This window comes from Arthrobacter pascens (assembly GCF_030816475.1).
Lineage (GTDB): Bacteria > Actinomycetota > Actinomycetes > Actinomycetales > Micrococcaceae > Arthrobacter > Arthrobacter pascens_B.
The window spans coordinates 3,596,325-3,615,012 of sequence record NZ_JAUSXF010000001.1 but is presented as its reverse complement, the minus strand read 5'-3'; the positions used below and the strand labels follow the sequence as shown (position 1 = coordinate 3,615,012).

Annotated in this window: 17 protein-coding genes and 2 pseudogenes; 14 read left to right on the top strand and 5 right to left on the bottom strand. The window is 64.0% G+C overall.

Features of this window, described 5'->3' with window-relative positions; all coding sequences use genetic code 11:
• The first annotated feature begins 9 nt into the window (after positions 1 to 9).
• The 3 genes from QFZ40_RS16510 (at position 10) to QFZ40_RS16500 (ending at position 2,272) form a co-directional block, all read left to right on the top strand.
• A complete protein-coding gene (locus QFZ40_RS16510) occupies positions 10 to 519 on the top strand; it encodes a hypothetical protein (RefSeq protein ID WP_306905711.1) in 510 nt (169 codons plus the stop codon).
• 199 nt (positions 520 to 718) lie between these two features.
• Positions 719 to 1,909: a trans-sulfuration enzyme family protein gene (locus tag QFZ40_RS16505; protein WP_306905710.1), complete on the top strand. Its 1,191-nt coding sequence runs from the start codon at positions 719 to 721 to the stop codon at positions 1,907 to 1,909.
• 24 nt (positions 1,910 to 1,933) lie between these two features.
• Positions 1,934 to 2,272 carry a DUF2516 family protein gene (locus tag QFZ40_RS16500; RefSeq protein ID WP_373427442.1) on the top strand — a complete coding sequence of 113 codons (339 nt, stop codon included), beginning with the start codon at positions 1,934 to 1,936 and terminating at the stop codon, positions 2,270 to 2,272.
• A 1-nt stretch (position 2,273) separates the two neighbouring features.
• Here the strand turns inward: QFZ40_RS16500 and QFZ40_RS16495 are convergent, their stop codons facing one another.
• Positions 2,274 to 3,122: a class I SAM-dependent methyltransferase gene (locus QFZ40_RS16495; RefSeq protein WP_306905706.1), complete on the bottom strand. Its 849-nt coding sequence runs from the start codon at positions 3,120 to 3,122 to the stop codon at positions 2,274 to 2,276.
• 117 nt (positions 3,123 to 3,239) lie between these two features.
• On the opposite strand from QFZ40_RS16495, the gene QFZ40_RS16490 reads away from it, so the two are divergent.
• Entirely contained in the window at positions 3,240 to 3,986 is a 747-nt protein-coding gene (locus QFZ40_RS16490) for a phosphoglyceromutase (RefSeq protein WP_306905705.1), read from the top strand.
• Between the two features lie 498 nt (positions 3,987 to 4,484).
• Positions 4,485 to 5,240 (top strand): annotated as a pseudogene (locus QFZ40_RS16485) (IS30 family transposase); the annotation flags it as partial.
• A gap of 14 nt (positions 5,241 to 5,254) precedes the next feature.
• On the opposite strand, the gene QFZ40_RS16480 reads toward QFZ40_RS16485, so the two are convergent.
• Positions 5,255 to 6,457 (bottom strand): IS110 family transposase, encoded by a 1,203-nt coding sequence (locus tag QFZ40_RS16480; RefSeq protein WP_306902761.1) that lies wholly within the window; start codon positions 6,455 to 6,457, stop codon positions 5,255 to 5,257.
• A 238-nt stretch (positions 6,458 to 6,695) separates the two neighbouring features.
• On the opposite strand from QFZ40_RS16480, the pseudogene QFZ40_RS16475 reads away from it, so the two are divergent.
• Positions 6,696 to 7,148: pseudogene (locus QFZ40_RS16475) on the top strand (IS30 family transposase); the annotation flags it as partial.
• 88 nt (positions 7,149 to 7,236) lie between these two features.
• On the opposite strand, the gene phoU reads toward QFZ40_RS16475, so the two are convergent.
• Complete coding sequence (gene phoU / locus QFZ40_RS16470; RefSeq protein ID WP_306905704.1) at positions 7,237 to 7,899, bottom strand: phosphate signaling complex protein PhoU; 663 nt, start codon at positions 7,897 to 7,899, stop codon at positions 7,237 to 7,239.
• A gap of 202 nt (positions 7,900 to 8,101) precedes the next feature.
• Here phoU and QFZ40_RS16465 point away from each other — a divergent pair, with 202 nt between their 5' ends.
• Both QFZ40_RS16465 and QFZ40_RS16460 read left to right on the top strand, forming a co-directional pair.
• Complete coding sequence (locus tag QFZ40_RS16465; RefSeq protein WP_306906963.1) at positions 8,102 to 9,403, top strand: sensor histidine kinase; 1,302 nt, start codon at positions 8,102 to 8,104, stop codon at positions 9,401 to 9,403.
• Positions 9,400 to 10,080 (top strand): response regulator transcription factor, encoded by a 681-nt coding sequence (locus QFZ40_RS16460; protein ID WP_306905703.1) that lies wholly within the window; start codon positions 9,400 to 9,402, stop codon positions 10,078 to 10,080. The genes QFZ40_RS16465 and QFZ40_RS16460 overlap by 4 nt, the downstream gene beginning before the upstream one ends.
• A 109-nt stretch (positions 10,081 to 10,189) precedes the next feature.
• Here QFZ40_RS16460 and QFZ40_RS16455 read toward each other — a convergent pair whose 3' ends face one another.
• Entirely contained in the window at positions 10,190 to 10,771 is a 582-nt protein-coding gene (locus QFZ40_RS16455) for a hypothetical protein (RefSeq protein ID WP_373427482.1), read from the bottom strand.
• Positions 10,772 to 11,042: 271 nt separating this feature from the next.
• Between QFZ40_RS16455 and QFZ40_RS16450 the strand changes: the two genes are divergently transcribed.
• The 5 genes from QFZ40_RS16450 (at position 11,043) to rlmB (ending at position 15,473) form a co-directional block, all read left to right on the top strand.
• Complete coding sequence (locus tag QFZ40_RS16450; protein WP_026266570.1) at positions 11,043 to 11,525, top strand: CarD family transcriptional regulator; 483 nt, start codon at positions 11,043 to 11,045, stop codon at positions 11,523 to 11,525.
• Positions 11,526 to 11,638: 113 nt separating this feature from the next.
• Positions 11,639 to 12,421, top strand: coding sequence for a 2-C-methyl-D-erythritol 4-phosphate cytidylyltransferase (gene ispD / locus QFZ40_RS16445; protein WP_306905694.1), 783 nt, complete (start codon positions 11,639 to 11,641; stop codon positions 12,419 to 12,421).
• An 18-nt stretch (positions 12,422 to 12,439) separates the two neighbouring features.
• Positions 12,440 to 12,940: a 2-C-methyl-D-erythritol 2,4-cyclodiphosphate synthase gene (gene ispF, locus QFZ40_RS16440; RefSeq protein ID WP_373427481.1), complete on the top strand. Its 501-nt coding sequence runs from the start codon at positions 12,440 to 12,442 to the stop codon at positions 12,938 to 12,940.
• A 9-nt stretch (positions 12,941 to 12,949) separates the two neighbouring features.
• Complete coding sequence (gene cysS / locus QFZ40_RS16435; protein WP_306905692.1) at positions 12,950 to 14,416, top strand: cysteine--tRNA ligase; 1,467 nt, start codon at positions 12,950 to 12,952, stop codon at positions 14,414 to 14,416.
• 67 nt (positions 14,417 to 14,483) lie between these two features.
• Positions 14,484 to 15,473 carry a 23S rRNA (guanosine(2251)-2'-O)-methyltransferase RlmB gene (rlmB, locus tag QFZ40_RS16430; protein ID WP_306905691.1) on the top strand — a complete coding sequence of 330 codons (990 nt, stop codon included), beginning with the start codon at positions 14,484 to 14,486 and terminating at the stop codon, positions 15,471 to 15,473.
• Positions 15,474 to 15,638: 165 nt separating this feature from the next.
• Here the strand turns inward: rlmB and QFZ40_RS16425 are convergent, their stop codons facing one another.
• Positions 15,639 to 16,448: a carbon-nitrogen hydrolase family protein gene (locus tag QFZ40_RS16425; protein ID WP_306906961.1), complete on the bottom strand. Its 810-nt coding sequence runs from the start codon at positions 16,446 to 16,448 to the stop codon at positions 15,639 to 15,641.
• Between the two features lie 116 nt (positions 16,449 to 16,564).
• On the opposite strand from QFZ40_RS16425, the gene glgX reads away from it, so the two are divergent.
• Positions 16,565 to 18,679: a glycogen debranching protein GlgX gene (glgX, locus tag QFZ40_RS16420; protein ID WP_306905690.1), complete on the top strand. Its 2,115-nt coding sequence runs from the start codon at positions 16,565 to 16,567 to the stop codon at positions 18,677 to 18,679.
• Positions 18,680 to 18,688 lie beyond the last annotated feature (9 nt).

Genomic DNA, 18,688 nt, shown 5'->3' with positions numbered 1-18,688 from the left:
CGGGGGACGATGAAGGCTCTGCGCGGGATTGCCTGCATTACTGCTGTTGTCTTCCTGGGCATGGGAGTTGCCTCCTGCGGTCCGGAAGCCGGCCAACTGAATCCGAAGCAGACGTCGGCACCACCGAGTGAATGCGCTCACTTCCTGCCCGAGGCGCCGTGCGGCCGCTACGCCAGCATCGCCGGGTCTGAAAATGGTCAGGAAATCCCCTGGGTGACGGCCGGCGAAGTTACTGCAGAACTGTCCAAACGCGGGGCGGATACGCACCTAAGCGTTGTGATGCCTTGCGGTCCCCTGGATGCCGTTGTAACGATCGATGGCAAGATCATGCGGCTCACGGGACAGAGAGCCCTTGGCGCCTCAGGCTGTGTAGAGGGCCAGGGGGAAAGACAGGACTGGATCCTGAAGCTCCTGGAGCGAGGCGTAGAGCTGGGCTACAACAACACCTTGACCCTGACGAACGGCGGGGACTCGCTTTCTTTCGCGCACCCGGGGACGATGCCTGCGTCACCCCGGTGAGGCAGGCCCGTCCTGGAGCCGTATTTTTGGCCGTACTTGTGACAGCCAAATCTCCGCTTCGCGGGGGTGATGGAACACCACGACGGGCGGCAGGTCCGGATCCGCTTGCAGGTCCCTTATTGACCGTTTGCGCTGTCACAACTTTCTCTGACCAGGATCCCTTTCAGGCGGACACCGGGCTCCAAAGTACGCTTTCTCCATGAGTCTTTCGGAACAGCACGCAGCATCCCTGTCAGCAGAGACGGTGGTTGTTGCCGCCGGCCGGCCGCCGCGCGAGCGGGACGAACCGGTGAACCCGCCCATCGTGCTGTCCTCCACCTACTTCGGCAGCGGGCCACTGTCCGACGACGACCGCGGGTACGGCCGGTACTCCAACCCCACCTGGGACCCGTTTGAAGAGGCACTGGCCCAGCTTGAGGGTTCCCAACTCCCGGGCCTGCTTTACGCGTCCGGGCTGGCCGCGGTCAGCTCAGCACTGTCCCTGGTTCCGGCCGGAGGCATCCTCGTGATGCCCTCGCACAGCTACTCCGGGTCCCTGGTCATGGCCACCGAGCTTGCCCGGAAGGGCTTCCTGGAGCTCCGTACCGTGGACATCGCGGATACGGACGCCGTGAAGGAACAACTGGCCCCGCAAGGGGCCGATGCCCGGCCGGCCAGCATGCTGTGGCTCGAAAGCCCCACCAATCCCATGCTGGGCATCGCGGACATCCGGGAGCTCACCGCCGCCGCGCACCGGGCCGGCGCCATCGTCGTCACGGACAACACCTTCTCCACCCCTTTGGTGCAGCGGCCCCTGGAACTGGGTTCCGACGTCGTGCTCCACTCGGTGACCAAGTACCTGGCGGGGCATTCCGATGTGGTGCTCGGGGCCCTGGTGACGTCGAATCCGGACATCCGGGCGGCGCTCCTGCACCACCGCATCGTCCACGGCGGGATTGCCGGGCCGTTCGAAGCATGGCTCGCCCTCCGCGGGCTGAGGACGCTGGCCCTGCGCGTCGAACGCTCCCAGTCTTCGGCCGCGGTACTGGCAGAACGCCTGAGCGGCGACCCCCGGATTGAAAGCATCCGCTTTCCCGGGCTTTCAACGGACCCCGGCCACGAACGTGCCAAGACCCAGATGACAGGATTCGGCTCCATTGTCTGCGTCCAGATCGCCCCCGTGGGCAGCCTCAGCGGTGCCGACGCCGCCAACAAGCTGGTCGGCGCGCTGCGGCTTTGGCTGCCGGCGACATCGTTGGGAGGTGTGGAGTCGCTGATCGAACGGCGGCGCCGCCACACCGCCGAGCCGATCAGCGTGCCGGAGAACCTGGTGCGTCTGAGCGTCGGAATCGAGAACGTCGAAGACCTCTGGGCGGACTTGGAGCAGGCGCTGGACTCGCTGGGCGGCTAGTCTTGGATGGTGGACGGTCAAGTGATGATTGCGTATGTAGAGCGGGCAGTGTACTTTATCCTTGCCTTGGTGGCACTCGGACTGGAGCTGTGGGCTCTGCTGGATTGTGTTCGCCACAGGGCCGGCGCTTTTGAGGCCACAGGCAAACGGACCAAGACCTTCTGGCTGGCACTGACGGGTGGTGCCGCGCTGATCGGTATCTTCTCCCTCTATAACAGCGGCGGCGGGCTGTTCGGCACGCTGGGCCTGTTCGGCCTGGCAGCCGTCGTGGCCGCGTCCGTATATCTCGCCGATGTCCGGCCCGCCGTCAAGGACGCCGGGCGAGGGGGAACCCGCAACACCGGGCCCTACGGCCCTTGGTGACCTAGGCTCCCAGACCGCCCGACGGCGCCACGGCCTCCCAGCCCACCGTCAGTTCCCCGAGCCGCCAACGCGACGGCCCGTCATGAACCGGCCATCCGGCGTCGAGCAGCGCACTGCACATGGCCTGCCAGCGCTGACGGTTCCCGAACGGCGCCAGCGCTGCTGCTTCCAGCCACGCCCGGTCCATCGCCTGCATCAGCTCATGGACCGGTTCGCCCGGGACATTGCGGTGAATGAGCGCCTTGGGCAGCCTTTCGGCAATTTCTGAAGGCAGGCTGAAGCTGCCGAACCGCACAGACAGGGTCAGGGACAGAGGCTGCCGGGCATCGAGGGCAATCCACGTCACCCTGCGCCCGATCTCATCGCACGTGCCGTCGATGAACAGCCCGCCGGGGGAGAGCCGATCCTGGACGAGGCGCCAGATCCCCTCGACGTCCGCCTCCTCATACTGCCGCAGCACATTGAATGCTCTGACCAGCACGGGTCTGCCGGGCACCGGAAGTTCAAAGCCGCCCACCAGGAAGGTCAGTCCGGGCCTTTCCAAGGCCGTTGCCACCCGGACACGCTCCGGTTCAATTTCGATCCCGCAGACGCGGACGTCGGGACGGACAGCGGCCAGGCGATCGAAGAGTTCGACGGCGGTGGCAGGCGTTGCGCCATAGCCAAGATCGACGACGAGGGGGTCTTCCGCTGCACGGAGCCGCCATGCCTGCGGCCCGGTAAGCCACCGGTCGAGACGGCGCATCCGGTTGGGGTTGGTGGTGCCGCGGGTGATGTTTCCGACCGGCCGGCCAGGCCGGTTCTTGCCATGGGTCCGCGGGGCCGCGACCCGCTCAGCTTTTTGCACCACCGCCCAACCTTATCTTTGCAGCACTGGCACGGTAGCACTGGCTCTGTAACCTTGGCCCTTGTAACGCCTGCTGTAACGCTGGGCGGGCCACAGTGCGCCTCGGCTAGGATGAAAATCATGACTTACAAGCTGATTCTGCTGCGCCACGGCCACAGCGAATGGAACGCCAAGAACCTGTTCACCGGCTGGGTGGACGTTGACCTCAACGACCAGGGCCGCACGGAGGCCGTACGCGGCGGTGAGCTTCTGGTTGAGCATGATGTGCTCCCGGACATCCTGTACACCTCCCGCCTGAAGCGTGCCATCAATACGGCAAACCTTGCTCTGGAGAAGGCGGACCGCGGCTGGATCGACGTCAAGCGTGACTGGCGCCTGAACGAACGCCACTACGGCGCGCTGCAGGGCAAGGACAAGGCACAGACCCTTGCCGAGTACGGCGAGGACCAGTTCATGGAGTGGCGCCGCTCCTACGACACCCCGCCGCCGCCCCTCGCCGATGATTCGGAATTCTCGCAGGTGGGCGATCCCCGCTATGCGAACATCGGGGACGCCATACCCCGCACCGAGTGCCTCAAGGATGTCCTGGTCCGTCTCCTGCCGTACTGGGAGTCGGATATCAAGGAAGACCTCAAGGCAGGCAAAACCGTCCTGGTGACAGCCCACGGCAATTCGCTGCGTGCGCTGGTCAAGCACCTGGACGGCATCAGCGACGACGCCATCGCCAGCCTGAACATCCCCACCGGTATCCCGCTGGTTTACGACCTCGACGAGGACTTCCAGCCCATCACCCGCGGCGGCACCTACCTTGACCCGGAGGCCGCAGCAGACGCCATCCTTGCCGTGGCCAACCAGGGCAAGAAGTAGGCACGTCCTGCATGAATGACAAGCGGCCGGTCACCCCCACTTGAGTTCTAGCGGTCGTTGCAACACCCATACATTTTGGGAGTTGCAACGACCGTGCCGCATTTAAGCGATATCTCAGCGGAGTCCCGGAAGTATGCGAGATCGACTGTTCAGCAGAGGGAAGCGTTCTTCCGAGTTTTTGACCGACTCGGAAGTGCGACATTGGCCGCGGCAGAACTGGGTTTGAACCGGAACAGCTGCTATCAGTGGCTCCGCAAGGCTGGCCTCACTTCCGGGAACACCGCATCAACCCGGCAGGCAGCCAGAGCCAAGTACACACCCGAACAGAAACGGGAGTTCTTGTCCGTTCTCGAGCGGGAAGGGAGCGTCACTGTTGCCGCTGCTGAGCTCAGCCTGAATGTAAACACCGCATTCCGCTGGGCACGCGAGGCGGGCATTTCCAGCCGACCGGTGAGTCATCGCAGGCGGGCGGAGTACCTGCGCTTACGAGACCAAGGACTGAGCCGGCGCGATGCGGTCCAGGCCCTGGGCGTCCCCCGCAGCAGTGCACGGGAGTGGGAGCTCGGGGTGAGGAAATCCGGCGGTCGACGCATTTATCCAGCTGGACGGAGAATGCACTACAACCATGATGTGGATTCTTCGACACTTCCTGCCGTCCCCGACAAAAGGCGGCAGACCCGGCCTGTATCGATCTCGGTGCTCGAACGGCCCATTGACCCGAGGTTTCTGTCGCTGCAAGAACGCGAAACCATCCGGGACCTGAACGCCGCTGGGGCTTCGCTGCGTTCAATCGCGGCAGTGTTGCAGCGATCGCCGTCGACCGTTAGCCGGGAAATCGCCCGTAACGGCCACCCGGGCGTTGGCTACCAGCCGTATGCGGCGCAACGTCAAGCTGCCTCACGCCGCGCCCGGCCCAAGACCGCGAAACTCGCTGGTGAATCGGACCTGAGCAACTACGTGAAAGAGAAACTGCTCATACGCTGGTCTCCAGAGCAGATCAGCCACACGCTGGTCGAAGATTTCCCCGAACTGCCGGAGATGCGTGTGTGCCCAGAGACGATCTATCAAGCCCTCTACGTCCAGGCCCGAGGCGGACTCAAACGCGAAATTCAGGCGGCCCTGCGCACCGGCCGGACCCGCCGCAAACCCCATATCACCGGCGAACAGCGCACCTCCCGCTTCACGGACCGCATGGTCATGATCTCCGAACGACCGCCCGAGGTCGAGGACCGTGCCGTCCCCGGCCACTGGGAATCTCAATGTTTCTGTCAAGCTGCTTGAGCGCTGATTCTGGCCATCGGTTCCTGGTAGATGGTGTGGTCGCGGAGCATGGCCCAGAGGACGTTCATGCGGCGTCTGGCGAGGGCAATGAGGGCCTGTTTGTGAGACTTTCCCTCGCTGCGTTTCCGGTCGTAGTAGGTTCTGGATGCGGGACTGTTTTTCAGGCTGGAGAGCGCGGCAAGGTAGCAGGTCCGGAGAAGTCTGCGGTTGAAGCGGCGTGGCCGATGCAGATTTCCGCTGATGCGTCCGGAATCGCGTGGGACCGGGGCCAGGCCTGCGACGCTGGCGAGGCGGTCGACGTTGTCGAACCCCTTGAGGTTACCGCCGATATTCGCGAGGAAAGTCGCCGCGAGAACCGGCCCGAACCCGGGCATGCTTAGTAGAACGTCGGCGCTGTCGTGTTGGTGGAACAGGTTGGTGATCTGGGTATCGACGTCGTCGATCTCTGCGTCAATGGCGCTGATCTGCTCGGCCAGCCGGACAGCCAGGGCAGAGCCGGTCGATTGTGTTGGCAGGACCGTGTGCTGGGAGTTCGCGGCTATCAGTGCCTTCTCGGCCATCTTGGCACTGTTCCGGCAGCCACGTTTTTTGAGCCAGCCGGCCAGCCGGCTCAGACCTATCCGCCGGATGGCCTCCGGGGTCTGATAGCCGCCTAGGAGGATCAGAGGCGCCTTCTTCGAGTAGTCGAACGCCCCCTCGAGCGCCGGAAAGTATTCCAGCAAGGTGGCGCGGAGCCGGTTGATTGCTCGGACTCGGTCACAGATCAGATCCGTGCGCCGCGCCGTAAGGAGCCGCAGGTCCACACTGATCTGGTCCGCACGACGGACGGGCTGCAGATCGGTGCGCATCCGCGCCTGATCGGCGATGATCCTGGCGTCTTTCGCATCCGTCTTGCCATCACCGCGGTAAGTTGCTGCGGCGTGGTGCACGATCCGTCCGGGGATATAAAGCAACTGCTGTGCATGCGCGGCCAGTAGCTCGATCAGCAGCGCGGCGCCTCCAGCGTTCAAATCCGTCGCCCAACAGACCTCTCCACCGGCCGCGACCTCCGCAACCTTGGCTATGAGGCCGAGGAGCACGCCCTCGTCGTTTTCAACCCGTGTCGAGAGCAGGACCTTCCCGGCCTGATCGATCACTACGCAATGATGAGCCCGCTTGCCCGAGTCGATTCCCACCCAAACCGCCGGCATGCTTTATCCCCCTTCAATCAGCTTCAATTTTTCATAACCCTGTCGATAACTACGCCGGCACGTCCTTACCCAACGATCAATGTCGTAATTCTCAATCAGCGGTCGAGTCATCGGCGGGCAGCGGGCGGCCATTCCCAGTGAGCCGTCCAAGCGGCAGGGAGACCTGTGCCATACCCGCCACCCGAGGGTGATCGAAACACTACGACAGCTCCGAAATCATCCACAACAACACCGTAAGGAAGGCGACCTGATCACCGGGACACTAAACCAGTCCGCCATCGCAACCCTGGTCGAACGCACCACCCGGTACGTGATGCTCGTGCACCTGCCCGCAGACCACACCGCTGAAACCGTCCGCGACGGCCTCGTCCGAACCATCAGTACCCTTCCAGCGCACCTGCGCGGCTCACTGACCTGGGACCAAGGCGCCGAAATGGCCGGACACCGATCCTTCACCATGGCCACCGACATGCCCGTCTACTTCTGCGACCCCGCAAGCCCCTGGCAACGCGGCTCCAATGAGAACACCAACGGCTTATTGCGCCAGTACTTCCCCAAAGGCACGGACCTGTCCGTCTACGGCCCGGAAGATCTCGAACACGTCGCCCAGGAACTCAACGGCCGCCCACGCAAAACGCTCGGCTGGAAAACCCCAGCCGAGCGCCTGCGTGTTCTACTCTTGACTACTTAGCCACCAGCGGTGTTGCAACGACCCATGGAATCCGCCCCAAGGTGACCGGCCGTCGTCGTTAGCTGAACTCTCCCGGAAGCAAAGGACGTCAGGCGTGGTCGAGCCCGTTGGGCTGCCACGCGCCGGTCACCAGGTACGTGACCTTTTGCGCCACGGAGACGCCGTGGTCGGCGAAGCGCTCGAAGTAGCGGCTGGCCAGTGCCACGTCCACAGTGGTGGAAGGGGACTCCTGCCAGTCGCTGCCGGCGATCGCGCGGAACACGCTCAAGTGCAGATCGTTGATGGCACTGTTCGCCTTCAGGATGTCGCGGGCGACTTCAAGGTCCCGGGTTTCCAGCAGCACGGTCAGCTTGTCGGCGATCAGCTGGTCCAGTTCCGCGAAGCTCTTAAAGGTCTCTGTCATGGACGCCGGTATCACGTTGGACGGGAAGCGGAGGCGCGCCAGTTGGGCGATGTGCCGCGCCAGATCGCCCATGCGCTCGAGGGAGGCGCTCATCCGCAGCGAGCCGACAATCATGCGCAGGTCGCTGGCCACCGGCCCCTGCAGGGCGAGGATGTCAATGGCGCGCTCATCCAGGCTGTTCTGGAGGAAATCGATGCGGGCGTCGGCGGCGATGACATCCTGGGCAAGATCCACATCGGCCACCTCGAAAGATGTCGTGGCCTTCCCGATCGCCTCGCTGACCAACTTCGAGATCTCCACCAGCTGGTCGCCCACCAGGGTCAGCTCTTCCTGAAAAACCTTACGCACGTAGGCGTCCTTTCTTTGAAACCCCGGCCAGGAAAACTGCGGCAGGAATTCATGTCGCCGTTCGGCACTCCAACGTATAACTGTGCCAGCACCCGGTGAACGGTTAGGCACCTGTAGATGAACGTTAGCTGAACCGTTGGTACAGGAGGCCGCAACCGGCGGACAGGCATTTCTTAGAGCATAAGCTGGAGCTGTGGATCCTATGCTCATCGGTGTCATCGCCGGCCTCATCGGCCTGTCGTTCGGCACCTTCGGCGTGCTTGCGTTCAGGGTCAGCGAAAGGCAGCGGCAGCTGGTGGATATCGACGCCGATGAACTCGCCTTGCCAGCCGGCGCAGCTGAGGTTCTTGCCGTCGTCGGTCGGGCCTTTGTGGTGGTGGACGCCGTGGACGGCGTGGTCCGTGCCAGTCCCGCGGCCTATGCCTACGGGCTGGTGCGAGGGCACACAGTCGTCCACGAGCAACTGCTCGACATGACAGCCGGTGTCCGCCGTGACGGAGTGATCCTGGAAAAACAACTGGAGCTTCCACGCGGCCCGCTGGGCCACGGAACCATCATTGTGCAGGTCCGCGCAGCCATGCTAGGGGAGGAATATATCCTTCTGCTGGCTGACGACCGGACCGAGATTACGCGCACGGAGGAGATCCGCAACGACTTCGTGGCCAACGTATCCCACGAACTGAAGACCCCGGTAGGTGCCATTTCCCTGCTGGCCGAGGCCTTGGAATCATCCGCCGACGACGAGGAGGCCGTGCGCCGGTTTGCCAAGCGCATGCACAAGGAATCCGGCCGGCTGGCTGCCCTGGTCCAGGACATCATCGAACTATCCCGCCTCCAGGGTGCCAGCGTGTCACGGCAGGGAACGCCGGTGGACATCAACACCGTGATTACTGAAGCCGTGGACAGGTCGCAGCTTCCCGCCGAGAGCAAGAACATCCGGATTGTCGTGGGCGAACGGGTGGAGGCGATGGTGTTCGGGGACCGGGACCTGCTGGTGACAGCGCTGCGGAACCTGATCGACAACGCCATCCGCTACTCCCCGGAGAACACGCGTGTGGGCATTGGCGTCCGCGCCAAGGAGGGCCTCATCGCCTTGTCCGTCACCGACCAGGGAGAAGGACTCAGCGCCGAGGACCAGGAACGGGTATTTGAGCGGTTCTACCGGGTGGATGCTGCACGGTCGCGCCATACCGGCGGAACCGGGCTGGGCCTGAGCATCGTCAAGCACGTCGCCTCCAACCACGGCGGCGAGGTGACCCTGTGGTCCCGGCCCGGCCAGGGTTCCACCTTCACGCTCCGGCTCCCGGAGATGGAAACCCTGGAAGAACCAGCGGCCTCAGTCCCAGCAGAACGAGGCCCCAATGAACAGGTGCCCAGTGAACAAGGCCCCCATGAACAGGGCCCAAGAGAACAAGGCCCAAGTGAACAGGCCCCTTACGAAAAAGACGCCAGAGAACCCGGCGTCGAAGAACCCCGCGTCAATGAACAAGGAGCCAGCGCTTGAGCAGGATTTTGATTGTCGAGGACGAAGAGTCGTTCAGTGACCCGTTGTCGTATTTGCTGGGCAAAGAGGGGTTCGAGGTGGAGGTCGTGGACAACGGCGTGGACGCCATTACCGAATTCGACCGCACTGGGGCCGACCTGGTCCTGCTCGATCTGCAGCTCCCTGGCCTCTCAGGTACGGAAGTCTGCCGTCAGCTGAGGCAGCGGTCCAGCGTTCCGGTGATCATGCTGACCGCCAAGGACTCCGAGATCGACAAAGTGGTCGGCTTGGAGCTGGGGGCAGACGACTACGTCACCAAACCGTATTCGTCACGGGAGCTCGTGGCGCGGGTGCGGGCTGTGCTCCGCCGGCAGGGCGAGCCGGAAGAACTGGTCTCCTCCACAGTCCAGGCCGGACCGGTCCGGATGGACATCGAGCGGCACGTCGTCAGTGTCGCTGGAGAGCAGGTGCTGCTGCCGCTGAAGGAATTCGAACTGCTGGAGATGCTGCTTCGCAATTCCGGGCGGGTGCTGACGCGGGGCCAGCTGATCGACCGGGTCTGGGGCTCGGATTATGTGGGCGACACCAAGACATTGGACGTGCACGTCAAGCGGCTCCGGGGCAAAATCGAACCTGACCCGTCGGCGCCCCGGTACCTGGTGACCGTACGCGGCCTCGGCTACAAGTTCGAGCCGTAGGCCGTCGGGGCTTTAGCTCCGGACGCAGGCCTGTCTAGTCTCAGGCACCAAAGGAGGGGCTCCCGTAGTTTCGCTACGGGAGCCCCTCCTTGCGTTGGCGAGCGGGACCTTAGTGGCCGGCGCCTGATGTAGAAGCCGAGGGCGAGGGCGAGGCGACATGGCCGGCAGAAGAAGACGGCGACGGCGTCGATGACGCGGTACCGGTGGCCGTGGCACTGCCGGGGAGGTACTCCTGGTATTCCTTCAGCGTGGCATCCAGGACGGGAACCTTGATGGTCTTGTCCACGTTGGTGCCGTCTTCAGTGACCTTGATGTCCACCAGGGAGCCGGGGGCTCCGCCGCTCGTGCTGAGGATGGCTTCGTCCGTGGAGTCGTTGAGCAGCGTGTAGGAGTTGGCTTTCACCGGCACCTCTGTCTGCGAACCCTTAGCGCCGTTGACCCTGAGCTTGACGTCCTTGGAGGAGGAGTTGTAGACGGCGCCCAGGAGACGGCCGGGCTTGTTTTCGCCTGCGGAGACAATCAGGATGTTCCGGAGCTCCAGGGGTCCAAGATCCGCACGGATACCGTCCGAGGCGCTGTACTGCTGAGTGGTCTGCTGGGGGGTGATGTAGCCGCAGCCCGTCATGGTCAGCAGGCCCAGACCCAGGGCTGCTGCAGCCAGCGCCACTTTGTTGCGCCGGGCCCGGTTCATCGCAATGAAACGCACGTCACGTACTCCTCGAGAGTCTTGAAACATTATTCAGCCCATAGCCTAGCCGTAAACCCCTCCAAACGAGGATTCAGGGCGGTCATAATACCCTTGGCAGGACCCTCCGCATGCACTATTATCTACGTCCGTCAAGGGGTCCGAGGGGGTTGATTCTGCCCGTTTTCCGCGTATTCATGCGCTTCCAGGCGCCTTTCGAGGCCAGTCGTATGCCTGAATCGTGATAAACTGGTCTGCGGGAAAGGGGAATGTCCACATGGTATTTGAGGTCGGCGAGACAGTAGTTTACCCTCACCACGGTGCTGCAAAAATTGAAGAAATCAAGATGCGCACCGTCAAGGGCGAAGAGAAAATGTATCTCAAGCTCAAGGTGGCCCAGGGTGATCTGACCATTGAAGTTCCAGCAGAAAACGTTGATCTTGTTGGGGTCCGTGACGTAGTGGGCAAGGAAGGCTTGGAGCACGTATTTGATGTGCTTCGGGCTGAGTTCACTGAAGAGCCCACCAACTGGTCACGCAGGTACAAGGCAAATCTGGAGAAACTTGCTTCCGGTGACGTCATCAAGGTGGCAGAGGTTGTCCGCGACCTTTGGCGCCGTGATCACGATCGGGGCCTTTCCGCAGGTGAGAAGCGCATGCTGGCCAAGGCCAGGCAGATTCTGATTTCAGAACTGGCGCTGGCTGAAAAGACCGACGAAGAGAAGGCAGCAAGCGTTCTCGACGAGGTCCTGGCTTCCTAAGAATTGACCCCGGAGGCGCGCAAGCGCCGCCGGGGTTTCTTTTTGCCCAATTTCAGCGGCACGAGGCTGGATGAGTGAAGTGCCGCGGTGGCCGGGGACGTAGGCTGGACCGCATGAGTAACGGACTGCCCCGCCCTATCACCGCCGTCGTTTTGGTGGCTGCAGGTTCCGGCGAGCGGCTGGGTTACGGCATGCCGAAGGCAGCCGTCCCGCTCGGTGGCGAACCGCTCCTTCTGCACGCCCTCCGCGGCGTCGTGGCAGCCGGCGTCGGAAGCCAGATCTGCATAGCCCTCCCAGCGGGTCATGACGGGCTGCGGCAGCTGGTGGATGATTTCCGGCTGGAGCTCGCAGACGCGGGCCCGCTCCTGACGGTTGTCGACGGCGGATCCACCAGGGCCGATTCCGTGCGGTCAGCGCTGGCCGCCTTGGAAGATGGCACCGAGGCTGTGCTGGTGCATGATGCCGCCCGCGCCCTGGCGCCGGAGTACGTCTTCGAACGCGTCGTCGATTCCCTGGCCGCCGGTGCCCTTGCCGTGATCCCGGCGGTTCCCGTGGTGGACACTGTCAAGACCGTCGTCGCAACTACGGGGGAGGACAGCAAGGTTGCCCCTGAACTGGTGACGGGCACAGCTCCGCGGGAGGAGCTGCGCGCTGTGCAGACTCCGCAGGGCTTCCACCTCCCCACACTGCTGCGGGCGCACCAGGCAGCACAGGCTTTGGGCGAGAAAGAGTTCGCCGCCGTTACGGACGATGCCATGCTGGTGGAAATGCTGGGGGTTCCAGTCCATGCAGTGCGCGGTTCCACACAATCGTTGAAGATCACCACGCCGCTGGACCTGATCATTGCCGAGGGCCTGCTGGAAGGTCCCCTCGGAGTGCGCTGGGTGGAAGGCTAGGGAATGAGTACTGGCAAGATGATCCTCCCGCGCACCGGAATCGGAATCGACGTACATGCCTACGCCGCGGATGAGGAGCCACGCCCCCTCTGGCTTGGCGGGCTCCACTGGGACGGTGAGCGGGGCCTGGCCGGGCATTCAGATGCGGATCCGGTGGCCCACGCCGCGGCCGACGCCCTGTTCTCGGCCGCCGGGATAGGCGACCTGGGCACCCACTTCGGGACCGACCGCCCCGAGTTCGCTGGCGCCTCAGGCGTCACCCTCCTGGCTGAAGCGGCGAGGATTGTCCGCGCGGCCGGCTTCGAGATCGGCAACGTCGCCGTGCAGTTCGTGGCCAACAGGCCGAAGTTCGGTCCGCGCAGGCAGGAGTCCCAGGACGCCCTGAGCGCAGCGGCCGGCGCGCCGGTGAGCGTTACGGCCACCACCAGTGACGGACTGGGGTTCGCAGGGCGCGGCGAGGGCATTTCCGCCGTGGCCACGGCTTTGGTTTATCCCAGTCAACCCACGGGCATCGGCTAATCTGGAGCGGTGACTCTCCGCTTTTACGACACAGCATCCGCCGAAGTCCGTGACTTCGTCCCCCTCGTAGCGGGTAAGGCTAGCGTCTACTACTGCGGGGCTACGGTGCAGGGCATGCCGCACGTGGGCCACATCAGGTCCGCCATAGCCTTTGACCAGCTCACCCGCTGGCTGAAGTACCGCGGCTACCGCGTCACTGTGGTTCGCAATGTCACGGACATTGACGACAAGATCCTGGCGAAGTCCGAAGCGTCCTTTGCTCCGGATTTTGTGCCTGAGCCGGGAGAAGTCCGTGAGGAGGAGTGGTGGGCACTGGCCTACCGCTATGAACAGGAATTCCTCCAGGCCTACGACACCCTTGGCGTGTCCCGGCCCACCTATGAGCCCCGGGCTACCGGCCACATCCCGGAGATGCACGCCCTGATCCAGCAGCTGATCGAGCGCGGCCACGCCTACCCTGCCCTGGACGGCTCCGGCGACGTGTACTTCGACGTCCGGTCCTGGGATAAGTACGGCTCCCTGACGCGCCAGAACATCGACGACATGCAGGGCGCCCAGGACGCTGATCCGCGCGGCAAAAAGGACGCCCGCGACTTCGCGCTGTGGAAGGGCTCCAAAGAGGGAGAGCCGACGACGGCGAGCTGGGCTTCGCCGTGGGGCGCCGGCCGGCCGGGTTGGCACCTGGAATGCTCCGCAATGGTCACCAAGTACCTCGGCACTGAGTTCGACATCCACGGCGGCGGACTGGACCTGCGCTTCCCTCATCACGAGAACGAGATGGCCCAGTCCCAGGCGGCGGGTCACGGCTTCGCCAACTTCTGGATGCACAACGGCATGGTGACGTACCAGGGCGAAAAAATGTCGAAATCCATCGGCAACACCGTCAGCCCCGCGGAGATGCTGGAACTCGCATCCCCCCGGGTCGTCCGCTACTACCTGGGCCAGGCCCACTACCGTTCCGTGCTGGACTACCGGCCCACGTCGCTGGAAGAGGCCGCCGCCGCCGTCGAGCGCATTGACGGGTTCCAGGCCAAGGCCGCCGCCCGTCTCGGTGCCGACTTCGGTTTTGTGGCGGGTAATTTCGGGCCGTCAACTGAATCAGTGCAGGCCTTCTCGGCAGCCATGGACGATGACCTGAATGTCCCGCGCGCGCTGGCCGCCCTGCATGAGGTCGTGCGCGCCGGTAACACCGCGCTGGCCGAGGGGGACGACGACGCCGCGCGGCATGCAAAGAACGCAGTCATGATCATGACCGAGGCCCTGGGCCTGAACGCGGCCGCAAGCACCGACGCCGGGAACAGCCGGGAAGCGGCAGCGCTGGGTGTCCTCGTGGAAGCCCAGCTGGCGGCCCGGGCGGAAGCCCGCGCCAGCAAGGACTGGGCTGCCTCGGATGCCATTCGGGACACGCTCAAGATGGCGGGAGTCGTCGTTGAGGACGGACCCGACGGCGCCACCTGGAGCCTGCAGAGGGACTGAACCGGCGATTTTACTTGATTCAGTAGACTGGTAGGCAGACTCAGTCAAACAATCAAGGGTGGAACTCATGGCCAACAACGGTCGCCGATCGGTCAAAGCGAAGAAGGGGCCAACCATCGGAACCGGTGGACATGGACGCAAGGCCCTGGAAGGCAAGGGCCCCACGCCCAAGGCGGAGGACCGCCCCTACCACAAGGCCCACAAGAGCAAGCAGCTGGCCGAACGGTCCGCCGCCAAGCGCGGCACGGGTGCGCGTAGCGCCGGCGCCGCCCGCTCCGGCCCCAAAGGGCGCGCCACCGAGGAAGTCGTCACCGGCCGGAACTCCGTCGTCGAGGCGCTCCGGGCGGGCATTCCCGCGAAAGCCCTGCACATCGCCATCCGGATCGAAATGGATGACCGCGTCAAGGAGTCCCTCAAGATTGCTGCCGAGCGCGGCATCCCGCTGCTGGAAACCGGCAAGCCTGAGCTGGACCGGATGACCGATGACGCCGTCCACCAGGGCCTGGTCCTGCAGATCCCGCCGTACGAGTACCAGGACGCTTACGACCTGGCCGAGGAAACCGTGGACCGCTGGAAGAAGGGCCACGTCGCAAACGCGCCGCTCTTTGTCGCCTTGGACGGCATCACCGATCCGCGTAACCTCGGCGCCATCATCCGCTCCGTCTCCGCCTTCAGCGGCCACGGTGTCATTGTGCCTGAACGCCGCTCGGTCGGAGTCACGGCGTCAGCCTGGAAAACCAGTGCAGGTGCGGCCGTACGTGTTCCGGTGGCGCGCGCCGCTAACTTGAACAGTGCCCTGAAGCAGTTCAAGAACATGGGGATCTTCGTCCTGGGGCTCGACGGCGACGGCGACGTTTCCCTGCCCGACCTCACCCTCGCCACCGAACCGGTGTGCATCGTGGTTGGTTCCGAGGGCAAGGGCCTGAGCCGGCTGGTCCGCGAAAACTGCGACCAGATCGTTTCGATCCCGATCGACTCCGCGATGGAATCGCTGAACGCCTCCATGGCCGTAGGCATCTCCCTCTACGAGGTCTCCAGGCAACGCGCCGCCAAGTAGTCCCTGGACGCTCTCTCACATCATGCAGCCAAAACAGTAACGATCCCTCACATCCTGCAACAAAAACAGGAACGCTCCCTCACATCCTGCAGCCAAAACAGCAACGATCCCTCACATCAAGTGAGGGATCGTTGCTTTTGGTGTGCGAAAGGTGAGGGAGCGTGCTCAGAAGTCGCGGCGGTTGGCAAGGACCGGGAGGTTTCGGCGGGCTTCCTCCACCACGGCCGCATCCAGGTCCGCGAACAGGAGCCCGCGGGCCCCTTCCAGCTCGTCCAGCACCTCCCCGAACGGGGAGATGACGGCGGAGTGGCCTACCCCGGTAGGTGCCGCGCCGCCGGCACGGATGCCCTGGCTGACGGGGTCACCCTGACCGCAGGCCAGGACGTAGGAGGTGGAATCCAGTGCGCGGGCGCGCGAAAGAAGCTGCCACTGCTCCACCTTGCCCGGACCGGATCCCCAGGATGCGCAGATGATGTTAGCCACGGCGCCACGCTCCGCGTTGGCGGTGAACAGGGCAGGGAAGCGGATATCGTAGCAGGTGGAAAGACCAAAGGTGAGGCCGCCGGCGTCGAACGTTACCGGTTCGGTTCCCGGATCAACTGTGTCCGACTCGAGGAACCCGAAGGCGTCAAAAAGGTGGACCTTGTCATAGCTGGTTTCCACGCCGGGGCCGGTGACGAGGAGGGTGTTGCGCACCTTCCGGCGGCCGTCGCCAGACAGCGAGCCCGGGGTGAACATGCCGGCCACGATGACCAGGTCCAGGGTTTCTGCAACGCTGCGCACCCGCCGGGCCCACGGCCCGTCCAAGGGTTCGGCGATGTCCGTCAGCGGGTTTCCAAACGCCCTCATGGTGGCTTCCGGGAAGACCACCAAATCCGCACCGCCGGCCTTGGCCTTGTGCGCGTACGCATCCAGCAGGGACAGGTTTGCGGCCAGGTCCCGGCCGGTGATGATCTGGGCAAGCGCAACCCGCACAGTTGCCTCCTCCATGTAGATGCGTACCTCCAGTATGCAACGCCGGGGCAGGCGGCCGTGGCGACGTCACGGTTAGGAAAACCGGTCATTTGTTCCGGGCAGCTAAGATTTAGGTGATGGTTATGCCGCTCTTTGACACTGCTTCCACCATGGATGCCTCCACGGCTCTTCCACTCGGTGTCAGCGTTCCGCGCCCGCACTCGGGTGGACCCAAGGCTTCTCGATCGCGGGCCAACGTGGCCGTTTACGCCCCGGGCGTGAGTAATCTCGAGATCGCCTACAAGGCTCCCGGCGGCGAATGGCACTGCCAGGCGCTCCCGAATGTGACCCAGGGCGTGCATCACGGACTTGTGGATGGATTTCCCTACGGGTCCCGATATGGCTTCCGGGCCATATCCAAGGCGGAGTCGTTGCCGCTGTCCGTGCCCACACTGGACCTTGACGACGACGGCGGCCAGCCGCTGCTGCTCGATCCGTACGGCCGCGCCGTGGACCAGCGGGAGGGATTCCTGACGAGCGTCCGCACGGCCGATGATTTCGACTGGGGGTCCGACCAGCGGCTTCGGCTGCCGTGGCGCAACACCATCATCTACGAGGCCCATGTGCGCGGCCAGAGCATGCAGCATCCGGATGTACCTGATGAATTGCGGGGCACCTATGCGGGGATGGCTCATCCGGCGGTCGTTGAGCACCTAAAGAACCTGGGTGTCACGTCCGTCCAACTGCTCCCGGTCCATTTCCACCTGGACGAGCCGCACCTGCAGAATCTCGGGCTGACTAACTACTGGGGCTACAACACCGCCGCTTTTTTTGCCCTCCATCCCGGTTATGCCACCCGCGCCGCCCAGGAGGCCGGCCCGCAAGCCATCCAGGATGAGTTCAAGATGATGGTTAAGCTCCTCCATGAAGCCGGGCTGGAGGTCATTCTGGATGTCGTCTACAACCACACCGCGGAGGGCGGCCCGGACGGCCCGGCACTGAGCTTCCGCGGACTTGGCGAGGACACGTACTACCGCACGGACGGCAACGGCAGATATCTGGACACCACGGGATGCGGCAACAGCCTGAACTTCGGGGAACCCCGCGTCGTCCAGCTGGTCCTGGACTCGCTCCGGTACTGGGTGGATGAATTCCACATCGACGGGTTCCGGTTCGACCTCGCCGTGACGCTCTGCCGGAATGCGGCAAACGAATTCGATCCGCGGCATCCGTTCCTCATCGCCATTGCCGCTGACCCTGTGCTGTCCGACGTGAAGCTCATTGCCGAACCCTGGGACGTGGGCTACGGCGGCTGGCAGACGGGACGGTTCCCCGCTGACTGGGTTGACTGGAACGATCATTTCCGGGACGCCGTCCGTTCATTCTGGGTCGCGGACCGAGGGGCTATCGATGCCGGAGGCGATGGTGGATCGGTGGCGAAACTGGCCGACGCGCTTTCCGGATCGGCAGGGCTGTTCGAAGGCTCCGGCCGCTCTCGGCTCGCTTCAGTCAACCTCGTCACCGCCCACGACGGGTTTACCCTGAATGACCTGGTGTCCTATGACCGCAAGCACAATGAGGCCAACGGGGAACAGAACCGGGACGGCCACGGGGACAACCGCAGCTACAACCACGGATTTGAAGGCCGGACCGAGGACGAGGACATCCTGGCGCGGCGGGCCCAGTCCCGGCGCAACCTGATGGCCACCCTGATGATTTCCCTGGGCGTGCCCATGATCACGGCAGGGGATGAACTGGCACGCACCCAGCAGGGCAACAACAACGCCTACTGCCAGGACAACCCGCTCGCGTGGCTGGACTGGACGATGACGCCTGAGTCGCACGAGATGCTGCGCAGCACCAAACGCTACATCCGGCTGCGCAAGGAGTTCCTCGCCAGCCAGCCTGACGACTTTCCTGCAAAGGACGGGCACTCGTATCTTCACTGGTTCGATGAGTCGGGCCAACCCATGTCGATGGAGCGCTGGAACGACCCCCGGCGCCGGGTCATGCAACACCTGCTGGGATCGGATGACGGCACGCTCACAGGGCTGCTGGTGGTGAACGGCACCGGCTCGGACGTAAAGGTCACCTTGCCGCGGCTCACCAAGGACGACGGAACACCCTTGCACACGACGTTCGAGCTTAGGCTCACCACTTCAGCCCAGCACGAGCTCCGCCAGGGCAGCCGGGTGGCAGCCGGGGAAAAAGATCTCGTGGAGGCCTTCTCGATGAACATCTACCGCACCTAGGGCGCGAAC

Coding starts and splice junctions, on each gene's coding strand:
- QFZ40_RS16510 (WP_306905711.1), top strand. CDS start 10: ATGAAGGCTCTGCGCGGGATTGCCTGCATTACTGCTGTTGTCTTCCTG.
- QFZ40_RS16505 (WP_306905710.1), top strand. CDS start 719: ATGAGTCTTTCGGAACAGCACGCAGCATCCCTGTCAGCAGAGACGGTG.
- QFZ40_RS16500 (WP_373427442.1), top strand. CDS start 1,934: ATGATTGCGTATGTAGAGCGGGCAGTGTACTTTATCCTTGCCTTGGTG.
- QFZ40_RS16490 (WP_306905705.1), top strand. CDS start 3,240: ATGACTTACAAGCTGATTCTGCTGCGCCACGGCCACAGCGAATGGAAC.
- QFZ40_RS16480 (WP_306902761.1), bottom strand. CDS start 6,457: ATGCCGGCGGTTTGGGTGGGAATCGACTCGGGCAAGCGGGCTCATCAT.
- QFZ40_RS16465 (WP_306906963.1), top strand. CDS start 8,102: ATGCTCATCGGTGTCATCGCCGGCCTCATCGGCCTGTCGTTCGGCACC.
- QFZ40_RS16455 (WP_373427482.1), bottom strand. CDS start 10,771: ATGAACCGGGCCCGGCGCAACAAAGTGGCGCTGGCTGCAGCAGCCCTG.
- QFZ40_RS16450 (WP_026266570.1), top strand. CDS start 11,043: ATGGTATTTGAGGTCGGCGAGACAGTAGTTTACCCTCACCACGGTGCT.
- ispD (WP_306905694.1), top strand. CDS start 11,639: ATGAGTAACGGACTGCCCCGCCCTATCACCGCCGTCGTTTTGGTGGCT.
- ispF (WP_373427481.1), top strand. CDS start 12,440: ATGATCCTCCCGCGCACCGGAATCGGAATCGACGTACATGCCTACGCC.
- rlmB (WP_306905691.1), top strand. CDS start 14,484: ATGGCCAACAACGGTCGCCGATCGGTCAAAGCGAAGAAGGGGCCAACC.
- glgX (WP_306905690.1), top strand. CDS start 16,565: ATGGTTATGCCGCTCTTTGACACTGCTTCCACCATGGATGCCTCCACG.